Origin of the sequence: Geodermatophilus arenarius (assembly GCF_042654585.1) — a bacterium.
Classification (GTDB): domain Bacteria; phylum Actinomycetota; class Actinomycetes; order Mycobacteriales; family Geodermatophilaceae; genus Geodermatophilus; species Geodermatophilus arenarius.
The window spans coordinates 77,698-91,161 of sequence record NZ_JBHSGR010000005.1; the positions used below are offsets into that span (position 1 = coordinate 77,698).

Genomic DNA, 13,464 nt, shown 5'->3' on the forward strand with positions numbered 1-13,464 from the left:
TCCTGTCACCGACTCCTGCGAGGATCCGCGCCGTGAACCGCACCGACCGGTTGCACGCGCTCACCGAGGAGCTGCGCCGTGCCGGGCCGCGCGGGCGGACGGCGCGGCGGTTGGCGGCGTGGCTGGAGGTGTCCACCCGCACGGTCAAGCGGGACGTGAGCGCGCTGCAGCAGGCCGGCGTCCCGATCTGGGCGACCTCGGGTCCCGGCGGCGGCTACGTGCTCGACGCCGCGGCCACGCTCCCGCCGGTGAACCTGACGCCGGCGCAGGCGGTGGCGGTCGCCGTCGCCCTGGCCGGCGCGGCGGACGCGCCGTTCGCCGCGGACGGCCGCGCGGCGCTGGAGAAGGTGCTCGACGTCCTCGGTCCGCAGGCCCGGGCGGAGGTGGAGCGGCTCGGCGGCCGGGTGTGGGTGCGGGCACCGTCGGCCCGGCGGCCGGACCCGGCGCCGGTGGTGGAGGAGGCGCTGGCCCGGCGCCGCGTCGTCGCGATCACCTACCGGGACCGGGCGGGGACGGCGTCCCGGCGGCGGGTGGAGCCGCACCTGCTGGCCCGCACCGGCGACCGCTGGTACCTCGTGGGCTGGTGCCGGGAGCGGGACGCGCCGCGCTGGTTCCGCTGGGACCGCATCGAGGCCGCCGCCCTGACCACCGAACCCGCCCCCGAGCGGGACGCCGCCGTCTACGGCACTCCCCCACCCGACGCGCACTCCGTCAGGTGACCGTCACTCCCACTCGATGGTGCCCGGCGGCTTGCTCGTCACGTCGAGGACGACGCGGTTGACCTCGGACACCTCGTTGGTGATGCGGGTGGAGATCCGGGCGAGCACGTCGTAGGGCAGCCGGGTCCAGTCGGCGGTCATGGCGTCCTCGCTGGACACCGGGCGCAGCACCACCGGGTGGCCGTACGTGCGCCCGTCGCCCTGGACGCCGACCGAGCGGACGTCGGCCAGCAGCACCACCGGGCACTGCCAGATCTCGGAGTCCAGCTTCGCCGCGCTGAGCTCCTCGCGGGCGATCGCGTCGGCCCGCCGCAGCACGTCGAGCCGGTCCCGGGTCACCTCGCCGACGATGCGGATGCCCAGCCCTGGGCCGGGGAACGGCTGGCGCTGCACGAGCCGGTCGGGCAGGCCGAGCTGCCGGCCCACCTCGCGCACCTCGTCCTTGAACAGCGTCCGCAGCGGCTCGACGAGGGTGAACTGCAGGTCCTCGGGCAGCCCGCCGACGTTGTGGTGGCTCTTGATGTTGGCCGTGCCGGTGCCGCCGCCGGACTCCACGACGTCGGGGTAGAGAGTGCCCTGCACGAGGAAGTCGACGGTCTCGCCGTGCGCCTGCGCGTCGGCGACGACGTCGGTGGCCGCCTGCTCGAACACCCGGATGAACTCGCGGCCGATGATCTTCCGCTTCTCCTCCGGATCGCTGACGCCGGCCAGCGCGGAGAGGAACTGCCCGCTGGCGTCGACCACCCGGAGGTCGGCGCCGGTGACCTCGGCGAGGTCGCGCTCGATCTGCTCGGTCTCGCCCTGCCGCATGAGGCCGTGGTCGACGTACACGCAGGTGAGCCGGTCGCCGATGGCCCGCTGCACGAGCGCGGCGGCCACGGCGGAGTCGACGCCACCCGACAGCGCGCACAGCGCCCGTCGGTCACCGATCTGCGCCCGGATGGCGGCCACCTGCTCGTCGACGACGTTGCTCATCGTCCAGCTGCGCTCGAGCCCGGCGATGTCGAACAGGAAGTGCTCGAGCACCGTCTGGCCGTGCGCGGTGTGCCGCACCTCGGGGTGGAACTGCACCCCGGCCAGCCGCCGGTCGACGTCCTCGAACGCCGCCACCGGCGCGCCGGTGGAGGTGGCGGTGACGGTGAACCCCGGCGGCGGCGCGCTGACGGCGTCGCCGTGGCTCATCCACACCGACTGCTCCACCGGCAGGTCGCCGAACAGCCGGCCCTGCGTGGTGACCGTCAGCGGGGTGCCGCCGTACTCGCGGTCGCCGGTGTGCGCGACGGTGCCGCCGAGCGTCTGCGCCATGGCCTGGAAGCCGTAGCAGATGCCGAAGGCGGGCACCCCGCCCTCGAACAGCGCCGGGTCGACCTGCGGCGCGCCCTCGGCGTAGACGCTGGAGGGCCCGCCGGAGAGCACGATCGCCGCCGGCTCCCGCTCCAGGATCTCCTCGACGGGCACCGAGGACGGGACGATCTCGGAGTAGACGCCGGCCTCGCGGATGCGCCGGGCGATGAGCTGGGCGTACTGCGCGCCGAAGTCGACGACCAGGACGGTGGGGAAGTCCATCAGTCGGGTCGACCGCCGATCACCAGGTCCACCCGCTGGAACTCCTTGAGGTCGCGGTAGCCGGTCTTGGCCATCGTGCGGCGCAGCGCGCCGAACAGGTTGGTCCGGCCGTCGGAGGTCTCGGCGGGGCCGAGCAGCACCTGCTCGAGCGACCCGGCCGACGGGATCGGCGCCGAGGTGCCGCCACGTGGCAGCCGCGGGTGCGCGGCCACCGAGTCCCACCAGACGCCGCCGCCGGGGGCCTCCTTCGCCGCCCGCAGCGGCTCGCCGACCTGCACGGCGTCCGCGCCGCAGGCCAGCGCCCGCGCGATCGCGCCGCTGGTCTCGATCCGGCCGTTGGCGATGACGTGCACGTACCGGCCGCCGGTCTCGTCGAGGTAGTCGCGGCGGGCGGCCGCGGCGTCGGCGATCGCGCTGGCCAGCGGCACCCGGATGCCCATGACGGCGTCGCCGGTGGAGAAGCTGTCGGCGCCGACGCCGACGACCACCCCGGCCGCGCCGGTGCGCATGAGGTGCAGCGCCGTCTGGTAGTTCGCCGCGCCGCCGACGATCACCGGGACGTCGAGGTCGGCGATGAACGACTTGAGGTTGAGCGCCGCGCCCTGGGTGGTCACGTGCTCGGCGGAGACGATCGTGCCCTGGATGACCAGCAGGTCGACGCCGGCGGCGAGCACCGCGGGCGCGAGCTGCTCGGTGTGCTGCGGCGAGACGCGCACCGCCGTCGTCACGCCGGCGTCGCGCATCTCCTTGATCCGGGCGGTGATCAGGTCCGGCTTGACCGGCTCGCAGTAGACCTGCTGCAGCAGCGACACCGGCGGCGGCGCCTCCGCACCCGCCTCGCGCAGCTGCCGGTAGACCGGCAGCGGGTCGTCGTAGCGGGTCCACAGCCCCTCGGCGTTGAGCACGCCGAGGCCGCCGGCCCGGCCGACGGCGATCGCCGTCGCCGGGCTGACGACGGCGTCGCTCGGGCTGGTGACCAGCGGGATGTCGAACCGGAAGGCGTCGATCTGCCAGGCCGTGGAGACGTCGTCGACGTCGCGGGTGCGGCGGGACGGGACGATCGAGACCTCGTCCAGGTCGTAGCCGCGGCGGGCGAAGCGGTTGAGGCCGATCTCGACGGTGTCGCGGGCGGGCACGGTCACCGCCCCCGGTAGTTCGGCGCCTCGACGGTCATCTGGATGTCGTGGGGGTGGCTCTCCACGAGACCGGCCGAGGTGATCCGGGTCAGCTGCCCGCGGTCCTGCAGGTCGGCGACGGTGCCGGCACCGGCGTAGCCCATCGACGCGCGCAGGCCGCCGACGAGCTGGTGGGCCACGGTCGCCAGCGCCCCGCGGTAGGGCACCTGGCCCTCGATGCCCTCGGGGACGAGCTTGTCGTCGGAGAGGACGTCGTCGGCGAAGTAGCGGTCGCGGCTGTAGGACTGGTTGCCGCGCTTCTGCATGGCGCCGAGGGACCCCATGCCGCGGTAGGTCTTGAACTGCTTGCCGTTCATGAACACCAGCTCGCCCGGGGCCTCCTCGACCCCGGCGAACAGCCCGCCGATCATGACGGTGTCGGCGCCGGCGACCAGCGCCTTGGCGATGTCCCCGGAGTACTGCAGGCCGCCGTCGGCGATGACCGGGACGCCGGCCGGCCTGCAGGCGAGGCTCGCCTCGTAGATGGCGGTGATCTGCGGGACGCCGACGCCCGCGACCACGCGGGTGGTGCAGATCGAGCCGGGGCCGACGCCGACCTTGACCGCGTCCGCGCCGGCGTCGACCAGCGCCTGCGCGCCGGCGCGGGTGGCGACGTTCCCGCCGACCACCTGGACGCCGCCGTCGCCGCCGAAGTCCTGCCGGACCCGGGCGACCATGTCGAGGACGGCGCGCTGGTGGCCGTGCGCGGTGTCGACGACGACCACGTCGACCCCGGCGTCGACCAGCAGGCCGGCCCGCTTGTAGGCGTCCTCGCCCACGCCGACCGCCGCGGCGACGACGAGCCGGCCGTCGGCGTCCTTGGTGGCGTTCGGGTACTGGTCGCGCTTGACGAAGTCCTTGACGGTGATCAGGCCGCGCAGCCGGCCGGACTCGTCGACGATCGGCAGCTTCTCGATCTTGTGCTGGGACAGCAGCCGCAGCGCGGTGTCGGGGTCGACGCCGACCGGGGCGGTGACCAGCGGCATCTTCGTCATGACGTCGCGCACGAGCCGGTTCTGGTCGGTCTCGAAGCGCATGTCGCGGTTGGTGACGATGCCGACCAGCACGCCCTCGTCGTCGACGACGGGCGCGCCGGAGATGCGGTAGCGGGCCGACAGGGCGTCGACCTCGGCGAGGGTGTTGTCCGGCGAGCAGGTGACCGGGTTGGTGACCATGCCGGCCTCGGAGCGCTTGACCAGGTCGACCTGGCCCGCCTGCTCCTCGGCGGCGAGGTTGCGGTGCAGCACGCCCACGCCGCCGACGCGCGCCATGGCGATCGCCATGCGGGCCTCGGTGACGGTGTCCATCGCGCTGGAGACCAGCGGCACGGCCAGCCGGACGCCCCGGGTGAGGCGGCTGCTGGTGTCGACCTCGGCGGGGACGACGTCGGACTCCCCGGGGATGAGCAGGACGTCGTCGTAGGTCAGGCCGAGCGGGGCGAACTTCGCCGGCAGCTCGGGGATCCGTTCGTCGGGCTGCATGGTGCCGCCACCCTCTCCGTCGGCTTCGCCCCCGGCCGGGCGCGCGGGAACCACTCCCGATCGTAGGCCGGGCGCTCCAGCGCCCGGGACGCCGCCGGGCGCTGGGCGTGGGAACCGTCGGCGCGGGCGGCTACCGTGGTGCCCCGGACGGGCGAGCCCGCGCGTCCGGGCCGGGACGCCCGCGCCGCCAGCACGAGGGAGGAGGCACCCGTGAGTCCCTTCGACGACGCCCCGGGGCCCGACTTCGACTCGCCGTCGGACCCGCCACCGCTGTCGATGGAGGAACGGGCCGGCGTCCTCGACGACCTGGCCGAGCTCGAGGTGTTCCGCACCCTGCTCGAGCCGACGGGGATCAAGGGCATCGTCGTCGACTGCCCGGACTGCGACGAGGAGCACCACGTCGACTGGGCGCTGATGCAGGCCAACCTGCGCCAGCTCCTCGAGGAGGGGCAGACCGGCCGGCACGAGCCGCCGTTCGACCCCGACCCCGACGACTACGTCAGCTGGGACTACGCCAGCGGCTACGCCGACGGGGTGGCCGCGATGGCCGAGCGCGAGGAGCCCGGCTCCGGCGGCACCGGCCGCCACGCCAGGGACGACTAGGCGAGGACGCAGCGAGGGGCCCCTCCGGATGCCGGAGGGGCCCCTCGCTGCGTTCTCGTGCGGATCAGCTCATCATGCCGCGGCGGAAGCCGGTGGCCACGGCCTCGGCGCGGTCCTTCGCGCCGAGCTTGCGGAACAGCCGGCGGGCGTGGGTCTTGATGGTGTCCTCGGACAGGTAGAGCTCCCGGCCGATCTGGGCGTTGCTCTTGCCCTGGCTCATCCCGGTGAGCACCTGCATCTCGCGCATCGACAGCGTGACCGCCGGCGCGGCCTCGCGGACGGGGGTGCTCACCACCCGCGGCCCGGCGCCGTTGAGCGGCGTCGCCCAGGCCGGCACGGGGGCGCCGACGGAGTTCAGCGGCACCGGGGCGGGCGCCGGCTGCGGCGGGCGGCCGTCGGCGCGCAGGCCGACGCGGGACAGGCCGAGGCCCATCTCCAGGGCGCTGGCGTCCCAGCGGAGGTACCCGCGGGCCCCGACGGCGACCGCGGCGCGCACCGTCTCGGCGTCGTCGGGCGCGCCGAGCACGAGCACCGGGACGGTGGGGTGGGTGCGGATGACCTGCGTGGCGACGGTCAGGCCGGTGTCCACCGCGCGCTGCGTGCCGACCAGCAGCACGTCGGGCTGGCGGGTGGCCAGGCGCTGGACGAGGGCGGCGGCGTCCCCGACGACCTCGACCCGGCCCACGAACGGCAGGGCCACCAGGCGCGCGGCGACGTCGTCGCGGACACGACGGCGCTCGTCGTACACCCACACGGTCGTGGCCCCGTGGCCCGGACCGCGCATCCTGTCGTCGATCACGTGGTTCTCCTCGTCTCCCCCGGCCGTGGAGGGCACCCGGGTCCCCACGACCCGGAACGGCTACGGCCTGGAACGACCATGACCGGCGGGAACGGGACACGACACCCGTGATCACCCTGCGGGGGGAGACGCGGACCGGGAAAATGTCCGATCCCCCTGTGTTTGACCCCGGGACCCCTCGGGCACCGGCTCCCGTGCGACCGGACCGCCCCCCTCCGGCTCGCACCGAGCCGAGGAGGACCGACATGGCCGACATCCGCCGTCTCCCGACGCCCGTTGCCGAGGTGTGGGACTGGCAGCTGCACGGCGCCTGCCGTGGCGAGAGCACCGCGCTGTTCTTCCACCCCGACGGCGAGCGCGGTCCCGCCCGGGCCCGTCGCCAGGCCGCGGCCAAGGCCGTGTGCGCGAAGTGCCCCGTCGTCGAGGCCTGCCTCAAGCACGCCCTGAGCGTCCGTGAGCCCTACGGCGTCTGGGGCGGCATGAGCGAGGAGGAGCGGGCCCGGCTGATCGCCGCGGAGCCCGCCGCCGTCGCCGCGGGGGTCTAGAGGGAGGACCCCCTCCTCCCCACCACTCGCAGGCTCGCGGCGGGACCCTGCAGGGGGCCGTACCCGGCACTCGCGAACGAGAGGGCCGGTCCAGCAGACGCTGGACCGGCCCTCTCGTGCTGTGCGGGCCCCGGGACGTCGCCCGGGGCCCGCACCGTTCAGTGGCTGTGGCCGTGGCCGTGCGAGTGGCCGTGGGTGTGGTGCCCGGCCCCCGCGTGCTCGTCCTCCTCCTCCGGCGCCTCGACGACGGCGGAGTCGGTGGTGAGCACCATCGCGGCGATCGACGCGGCGTTGCCCAGCGCGGCCTTGGTGACCTTGACCGGGTCGATGACGCCCTGGGCGGCCAGGTCGCCGTACTCGCCGGTGGCGGCGTTGAAGCCCTGGCCCACGCCGAGGTCGCGGACCTTGCTGACGACGACGCGGCCCTCGAAGCCGGCGTTGTCGGCGATGCGGGCCAGCGGGGCCTCCAGGGCGCGCTTCACGGCACGGGCGCCGGTCAGCTCGTCACCGGTGAGGTCCAGCGCGTCGATCGCGGCGGCGGCGTGCACGAGCGCCGAGCCACCACCGGGGACGACGCCCTCCTCGACCGCGGCCTTGGTGGCGGCGATGGCGTCCTCGATGCGGTGCTTGCGCTCCTTGAGCTCGACCTCGGTGGCCGCGCCGACCCGGATGACGCCGATGCCGCCGGCCAGCTTGGCCAGCCGCTCCTGCAGCTTCTCGCGGTCCCAGTCGGAGTCGGTGGCCTCGATCTCGCGGCGGATCTGGGCGACCCGGTCGGAGATCGCGCCGGCCGTGCCGCCGCCGTCGACGATCGTCGTCGTGTCCTTGGTGACGGTGACGCGGCGGGCGGTGCCGAGCACCTCGAGGCCGACCTGGTCGAGCTTGAGGCCGACGTCCTCGCTGACCACCTGGCCGCCGGTGACGACGGCGAGGTCGGTCATGAACGCCTTGCGACGGTCGCCGAAGTAGGGCGACTTGACCGCGACGACCTTGATCGTCTTGCGGATCGAGTTGACGACGAGGGTGGACAGCGCCTCGCCCTCGACGTCCTCGGCGACGATCAGCAGCGGGCGGGCCCCGTTGCCGAGCACCTTCTCCAGCAGCGGCAGGAGGTCGGCCAGCGCGCTGACCTTGCCCTGGACCAGCAGCACGAGGACGTCGTCGAGGACGGCCTCCATCGCCTCCTGGTCGGTGACGAAGTAGGGCGAGAGGTAGCCCTTGTCGAACTGCACGCCCTCGGTGACGTCGAGGTCGGTGGAGAGGGTGTTGCTCTCCTCGACGGTGATGACGCCGTCCTTGCCGACCTTCTCCATCGCCTCGCCGATCAGGCGGCCGACCTCGGCGTCCTGCGCCGAGATGGTCGCGACGCCGGCGATGGCGTCCTGCTCCTCGACCGGGGTGGCCACCTCGTCGAGAGCGCCCCACACGGCGTCGACGGCGGCGCGCATGCCGCGGCCGAGGCCCATCGGGTTGGCGCCGGCGGCGACGTTGCGCATGCCCTCCTTGACCAGGGCCTGCGCCAGCACGGTCGCGGTGGTGGTGCCGTCACCGGCGACGTCGTTGGTCTTGGTGGCGACGTTCTTGGCCAGCTGGGCGCCGAGGTTCTCGTACGGGTCCTCGAGCTCGACCTCGCGGGCGATGGTGACGCCGTCGTTGGTGATGGTCGGGGCGCCGAACTTCTTGTCGAGGACGACGTTGCGCCCGCGCGGGCCGAGGGTCACCTTGACGGCGTCGGCGAGCTTGTCCACGCCGCGCTCGAGCGCGCGGCGGGCGTCCTCGTTGAACTTGATGATCTTGGCCATGGGGCCCTTCCGATCAGATCGCTACGGGGTGAGACGGCGACCGCCCCGGGACCCGGTCATTCGGGTCGCCGGGGCGGTCGCTTCAGGCTGAGCGGGGAAGTGTCGTCACTTCTCCACGACGGCGAGCAGGTCGCGGGCGGAGAGCACCAGGTACTCCTCGCCGGCGTACTTGACCTCGGTGCCGCCGTACTTCGAGTAGATGACGACGTCGCCGACGTTGACGTCGAGCGGCACGCGGTTGCCGTTGTCGTCGATGCGGCCGGGGCCCACGGCGATGACCGTGCCCTCCTGCGGCTTCTCCTTGGCGGTGTCCGGGATGACCAGGCCGGAGGCGGTGGTGGTCTCGGCCTCGTTGGCCTGGACGACGACGCGGTCCTCGAGCGGCTTGATGTTGACCTTGGTAGCGGTCGTCACGAGGTGACGCCCCCTTCGGGATCGAACGGCGGGTGGTCTCTCATGCTGTGGCACGGGGGCCGGGCCTGCCGTCGCGGGGATCAGGCGCCTGCCCGTGTCGGTTGGCACTCTACCCACGAGAGTGCCAGCCCCTCAACCGGGTCGCCGGGTCGGGCGACGCCGCCCTGCGGGAGGCTGGACGCCGTGCCCGACGACGCCGGCCCGGTCGCCCTCCTGCGCACGCCGGAAGGGACCGCGGCGACCGCGCGGGCGGCGGCCCTGCTGGCGGAAGGGGCCGACGTGCTCGCGGGCGTGGCCCGGCTGCGCGCCGAGGTCGGCCCGGAGCTGGCCGGCCCGGCCTGGGAGCTGGCCCGGCTGCGCGCCCGGGCCCGCCCGGTATTCGGCGCCGACGCCGACCGGCTGTTCCTCACCGCCGACACCCTCGAGCAGGCCGGCCGTCCCGAGCTGGCCGCCCGCCGCGCCGCCCGGCTGCTCGCCGACGGCACCGACTCCGCCGCCGACCTCGGCTGCGCGGCCGGGACCGACACGGTCGCGCTGGCCCGGGCCGGTGCGCGGGTGCTCGCCGTCGACCGCGACCCGGTGGCCCGGGAGCTGACCGCCGCCAACGCCGCGGCACTCGGGGTGGACGACGACGTGTGGGTGGTCGCCGGCGACGTCGTCGACCTGGTGGACGCCGCCCGCGGTGGGGAGGTGGCCGGCTGCGGCGCCGCCGTCCTCGACCCCGCCCGGCGGGGCGGCGGGCGACGGCTGCTCGACCCTGACCGCTGGTCCCCGCCGTGGTCGACGGTCGCCACGCTGCTCGACCGGGTGCCGCGGGCGGTGGTGAAGGTGGCGCCCGGGCTCGACCACGACCGGGTGCCCGAGGGCGTCGAGGCCGAGTGGGTGTCGGTGCGCGGGTCGGTCGTCGAGGCGCTGCTCTGGGGCCGCGGGGTGTCGGAGGTGTGGCGGCGGGCGACCGTCGTCCGGGACGGCGCGGTGCACGAGCTGACCGCGGACGCCGACCCCGGCACCGCCGACACCGGCCCGGTCCGCGGGTGGCTGCACGAGCCCGACCCCGCCGTCATCCGGTCGGGCCTCGTGTCGCTCGTGGCCGCGGAGCTGGGCGCCACGCTGGTCGACCCGACGATCGCCTACCTGACCTCCGACGCCGCGACCGGTTCACCCTGGGTCACCTCCTACCGCGTCGACGCGGTGCTGCCGTTCCACCTCAAGAGGCTGCGGGTGCTGCTGCGGACCCGGGGCGTGGGCCGGGTGGTGGTGAAGAAGCGCGGCTCGGCGATCGAGCCGGAGACCCTCGCGCGACAGCTGCGCGGGCCGGGGAGCGGGACGGCGACCGTCGTCGTCACCCGGGTCGCCGGCACACCCACGGCCCTTGTGTGCGCCATCAACCCGGGTTGACGGGATCCACTCATCAACCTAGGTTGACGAGCGTGGCGGTCGGACGGGTCGACGTGCCGGGTCCCGAGGACCCGGAGGAGGCGCTGGCTGCCGTCGTCGCCCTGCGCCGGCTCGCGGGCCGGCTCGAGGTGGAGGCGGTGGTCGAGGCGGTCGGCCGGGGCTGGACGTGGGCCCAGGTCGGCGAGGCGCTCGGCATCAGCGCGCAGGCCGCCCACAAGAGGTTCGCCCCCGAGGTCCGCGCGCGGCGCGGGCACCGACCAGGAGGAGAGAGCTGATGGGGATCGCCACCGCGGTGCGGGACCTGCGGACGGTGGAGGCGCTGCTCACCGGCGCCGAGGCCGAGGCACGCGGCAGCGGGGAGGCGACGCCCGGCCCCGAGCACCTCCTGCTCGCGGCCACCGCGCTCCCGGACGGCACGGCCGCCGCCGCGCTCGCCCGGGTCGGGACCGCCGCCGAGCGGCTGCGCGCCGCCGACGAGGCCGCGCACGCCGCCGCGGCCGGGACGGTCGGGGTCGGCGCCGCGACCGGCGAGCCGGCGCTGCGCGGACCCGCCACCGGCCCGATGCGCTCGACCCCGCAGGCGCAGCAGGTCTTCCGGGCGGCGGTCGCGGCGGCGAAGGCGGCGCGCTCCCCGCTGCGCGGCGCGCACGTCGTCGCCGCGGTGTGCGACCTCGAGCGCGGCACGGTGGTCCGCGCGCTGGCCGACCTCGGCGTCGACCGCGCCCGGCTGCGCGACGCGGCCCGCGCCGTCAGCGGCTGACGACGTCGATCGGCAGCGAGCTGTCGGCGCCCAGCTCCGGCGCCGACGGCTCCACGCCGGCGGCCACCAGCCGCGAGCCGAGCGCGGCGACCATCGCGCCGTTGTCGGTGCACAGCCGCGGGCTGGGCACCCGCAGCACGATCCCCGCCGTCGCGCAGCGCTCCTCGGCCAGCGCCCGCAGCCGCGAGTTGGCCGCCACTCCCCCGCCCAGCACCAGGTGGTCGACGCCGTGCTCGCGGCAGGCCCGCACCGCCTTGGCGGTCAGCACGTCGGCGACCGCCTCCTGGAACGACGCCGCGACGTCGGCCACCGGCACCGGCTCCCCCGCCTTCCGCCGGGCCTCGACCCACCGCGCGACGGCGGTCTTCAGCCCGGAGAAGCTGAAGTCGTAGGGCGCGTCGCGGGGGCCGGTGAGCCCGCGCGGGAAGTCGATCGCCGCCGGGTCGCCCTCGCGCGCGGCCCGGTCGATCGGCGGGCCGCCGGGGAAGGGCAGGCCCAGCACGCGCGCGACCTTGTCGAAGGCCTCGCCGGCGGCGTCGTCGATCGTGCGGCCCAGCGACTGCACCTCCTGGGCGAGGTCGGGCACCAGCAGCAGCGAGCTGTGCCCGCCGGAGACCAGCAGCGCCAGCGACGGCTCGGCGAGGCGGCCGTGCTGCAGCTCGTCGACGGCGACGTGCGCGGCCAGGTGGTTCACCCCGTACAGCGGCTTGTCCAGCGCGAGCGCGTACGCCTTGGCGGCGGCCAGCCCGACCAGCAGGGCGCCGGTGAGCCCGGGCCCGGCGGTGACGGCGACGGCGTCGACGTCGGCGGCGGACACCCCGGCCTCGGCCAGCGCGCGGTGCACCGTCGGGACCATCGCCTCCAGGTGCGCCCGCGAGGCGATCTCCGGCACGACCCCGCCGAAGCGCTCGTGCTCGGCCATCGAGGTGGCCAGCGCGTCGGCGAGCAGCGTGTGCCCGCGGACGACGCCGACGCCGGTCTCGTCGCAGGAGGTCTCGAACCCGATCACCAGCGGCTCGTCAGCCACGGAGCCTCTCCCTCCTCATCACGACCGCGTCGGTGTTGCTCGGCTGGTAGTAGCCGCGCCGCCGGCCGATCTCGGTGAACCCGCGCCGGCGGTAGAGGCCCTGCGCGAGCTCGTTGTCCGCCCGCACCTCGAGCAGCACCACCGGGCTGCGCCGGTCGGCCTCGGCGAGCAGCGCGTCGAGCAGCCGCGCCCCGATCCCCTCACCCTGCCGGTCGCGCGCGACGCCGATGGTCGCCACGTGCGCCTCGTCGTCGTAGGCGATGAGCCCGGCGTAGCCGACCACGGCCCCCTCGTCCCCGTCGTCCGTGTCGACGGCGACCAGGTAGTGGCGGGTGTCGGTGCGGGCGAGCTCGTCGCGGTACATCGCGCGGGTCCAGGTGTCGGGCGCGAAGAGCTCCTCCTCCAGCGCGAGGACCGCGTCGAGGTCGGCCAGCCGCATCGGCCGCAGCCGCACGCTCACCGGACCTCCTCGCCGGCGCTCGTCGGCCCGGCGACCGCCGGTGCTCCGCCCCCGCGCGAGCTCACGAGCCCGCTCACGTGGTGGTCACCGGCTTGAACGACGTCGGCGGGACGGCGTCGGGGCGGCGGAGGTAGAGCGGCACCAGCGGCCCGGCCGACGACGGGTCGTCGAGCAGGGGCGCCGCCGCGCGCAGCAGCCCGGCGGTGGTCACCTCGGCGGGCTCGACCGGCGCGCCCAGCCGGTCGGCGAACCGCGGGTCGCCGACCAGCGGGCCGGGGAGGCCGGCCTCCTCGGGACGGACGACGCCGGGACCGTCCACCCGCGCGCCGGCGTCGTCGTAGGCGGCCCAGTAGACCTCCCTGCGGCGGGCGTCGGTGACCACGGTGCGGCGCCCGGAGCCGACCGCGTCCAGCGAGCAGACCCCGACCGCGGGGACGCCGCGCGCGTCGGCGAGCGCCGCGGCGGTGACGACGCCGACCCGCAGGCCGGTGAAGGGCCCGGGGCCGAGGCCCGCGACGACGGCGCCGACGTCGGCGAGGGTCAGCCCGGCCGCGGCCAGCGCCTCGCGGACGGCGGGGACGAGCAGCTCGGCGTGCCGGTTGCCCGAGGGCACCGCCCGCTCGGCGAGCACCTCGACGGCGCCGGCCGTGCGGCGGGCGACCCCGGCGACGAGGGTGGGGGTCGCGGTGTCGAGGGCGAGGACGAGCACGGCTCG

At 75.5% G+C, this 13,464-nt stretch carries 15 protein-coding genes; 6 read left to right on the forward strand and 9 right to left on the reverse strand.

Annotation, left to right across the window (positions count from 1 at the left end):
• Positions 1-32 precede the first annotated feature (32 nt).
• On the forward strand, positions 33-719 hold the full coding sequence (locus ACFO3M_RS06310) for a helix-turn-helix transcriptional regulator (protein WP_387987643.1): 687 nt from the start codon (positions 33-35) through the stop codon (positions 717-719).
• A gap of 3 nt (positions 720-722) precedes the next feature.
• Here the strand turns inward: ACFO3M_RS06310 and guaA are convergent, their stop codons facing one another.
• The 3 genes from guaA to guaB are packed head-to-tail and all read right to left on the reverse strand — an operon-like array spanning position 723 to position 4,941.
• Complete coding sequence (gene guaA, locus ACFO3M_RS06315; RefSeq protein WP_387987645.1) at positions 723-2,285, reverse strand: glutamine-hydrolyzing GMP synthase; 1,563 nt, start codon at positions 2,283-2,285, stop codon at positions 723-725.
• A complete protein-coding gene (locus tag ACFO3M_RS06320; RefSeq protein ID WP_387987647.1) occupies positions 2,285-3,427 on the reverse strand; it encodes a GuaB3 family IMP dehydrogenase-related protein in 1,143 nt (380 codons plus the stop codon). Before ACFO3M_RS06320 ends, guaA begins: the two co-directional genes overlap by 1 nt.
• Entirely contained in the window at positions 3,424-4,941 is a 1,518-nt protein-coding gene (guaB, locus tag ACFO3M_RS06325; protein ID WP_387987650.1) for an IMP dehydrogenase, read from the reverse strand. Before guaB ends, ACFO3M_RS06320 begins: the two co-directional genes overlap by 4 nt.
• A 210-nt stretch (positions 4,942-5,151) precedes the next feature.
• On the opposite strand from guaB, the gene ACFO3M_RS06330 reads away from it, so the two are divergent.
• The gene (locus ACFO3M_RS06330; RefSeq protein ID WP_387987652.1) at positions 5,152-5,544 is read left to right on the forward strand and encodes a DUF5319 family protein; all 393 of its coding nucleotides are present in this window, start codon (positions 5,152-5,154) and stop codon (positions 5,542-5,544) included.
• A gap of 64 nt (positions 5,545-5,608) precedes the next feature.
• Here the strand turns inward: ACFO3M_RS06330 and ACFO3M_RS06335 are convergent, their stop codons facing one another.
• Complete coding sequence (locus ACFO3M_RS06335) at positions 5,609-6,343, reverse strand: response regulator transcription factor (protein WP_456901378.1); 735 nt, start codon at positions 6,341-6,343, stop codon at positions 5,609-5,611.
• A 245-nt stretch (positions 6,344-6,588) separates the two neighbouring features.
• Between ACFO3M_RS06335 and ACFO3M_RS06340 the strand changes: the two genes are divergently transcribed.
• Positions 6,589-6,888 (forward strand): WhiB family transcriptional regulator, encoded by a 300-nt coding sequence (locus ACFO3M_RS06340; protein ID WP_387987654.1) that lies wholly within the window; start codon positions 6,589-6,591, stop codon positions 6,886-6,888.
• A 158-nt stretch (positions 6,889-7,046) separates the two neighbouring features.
• On the opposite strand, the gene groL is transcribed toward ACFO3M_RS06340, so the two are convergent.
• A complete protein-coding gene (groL, locus tag ACFO3M_RS06345; protein WP_387987656.1) occupies positions 7,047-8,690 on the reverse strand; it encodes a chaperonin GroEL in 1,644 nt (547 codons plus the stop codon).
• A gap of 105 nt (positions 8,691-8,795) precedes the next feature.
• Positions 8,796-9,104 carry a co-chaperone GroES gene (gene groES, locus ACFO3M_RS06350; protein ID WP_110005357.1) on the reverse strand — a complete coding sequence of 103 codons (309 nt, stop codon included), beginning with the start codon at positions 9,102-9,104 and terminating at the stop codon, positions 8,796-8,798.
• A gap of 183 nt (positions 9,105-9,287) precedes the next feature.
• Here groES and ACFO3M_RS06355 point away from each other — a divergent pair, with 183 nt between their 5' ends.
• Genes ACFO3M_RS06355 through ACFO3M_RS06365 form a run of 3 tightly spaced genes read left to right on the forward strand, consistent with a single transcriptional unit; the run spans position 9,288 to position 11,262 of the window.
• Complete coding sequence (locus ACFO3M_RS06355) at positions 9,288-10,502, forward strand: THUMP-like domain-containing protein (protein ID WP_387987659.1); 1,215 nt, start codon at positions 9,288-9,290, stop codon at positions 10,500-10,502.
• A gap of 32 nt (positions 10,503-10,534) precedes the next feature.
• Entirely contained in the window at positions 10,535-10,777 is a 243-nt protein-coding gene (locus ACFO3M_RS06360; protein WP_387987661.1) for an RNA polymerase subunit sigma-70, read from the forward strand.
• A complete protein-coding gene (locus ACFO3M_RS06365) occupies positions 10,777-11,262 on the forward strand; it encodes a Clp protease N-terminal domain-containing protein (RefSeq protein ID WP_387987662.1) in 486 nt (161 codons plus the stop codon). Before ACFO3M_RS06360 ends, ACFO3M_RS06365 begins: the two co-directional genes overlap by 1 nt.
• Here ACFO3M_RS06365 and tsaD read toward each other — a convergent pair.
• From tsaD to tsaB, 3 genes are all read right to left on the reverse strand, one after another.
• The gene (tsaD, locus tag ACFO3M_RS06370) at positions 11,252-12,289 is read right to left on the reverse strand and encodes a tRNA (adenosine(37)-N6)-threonylcarbamoyltransferase complex transferase subunit TsaD (RefSeq protein ID WP_387987663.1); all 1,038 of its coding nucleotides are present in this window, start codon (positions 12,287-12,289) and stop codon (positions 11,252-11,254) included. The two genes, ACFO3M_RS06365 and tsaD, sit on opposite strands and share 11 nt — an antisense overlap.
• Positions 12,282-12,749 carry a ribosomal protein S18-alanine N-acetyltransferase gene (gene rimI, locus ACFO3M_RS06375; RefSeq protein WP_387987665.1) on the reverse strand — a complete coding sequence of 156 codons (468 nt, stop codon included), beginning with the start codon at positions 12,747-12,749 and terminating at the stop codon, positions 12,282-12,284. Before rimI ends, tsaD begins: the two co-directional genes overlap by 8 nt.
• 73 nt (positions 12,750-12,822) lie before the next feature.
• Entirely contained in the window at positions 12,823-13,458 is a 636-nt protein-coding gene (gene tsaB / locus ACFO3M_RS06380; RefSeq protein WP_387987667.1) for a tRNA (adenosine(37)-N6)-threonylcarbamoyltransferase complex dimerization subunit type 1 TsaB, read from the reverse strand.
• Positions 13,459-13,464 lie beyond the last annotated feature (6 nt).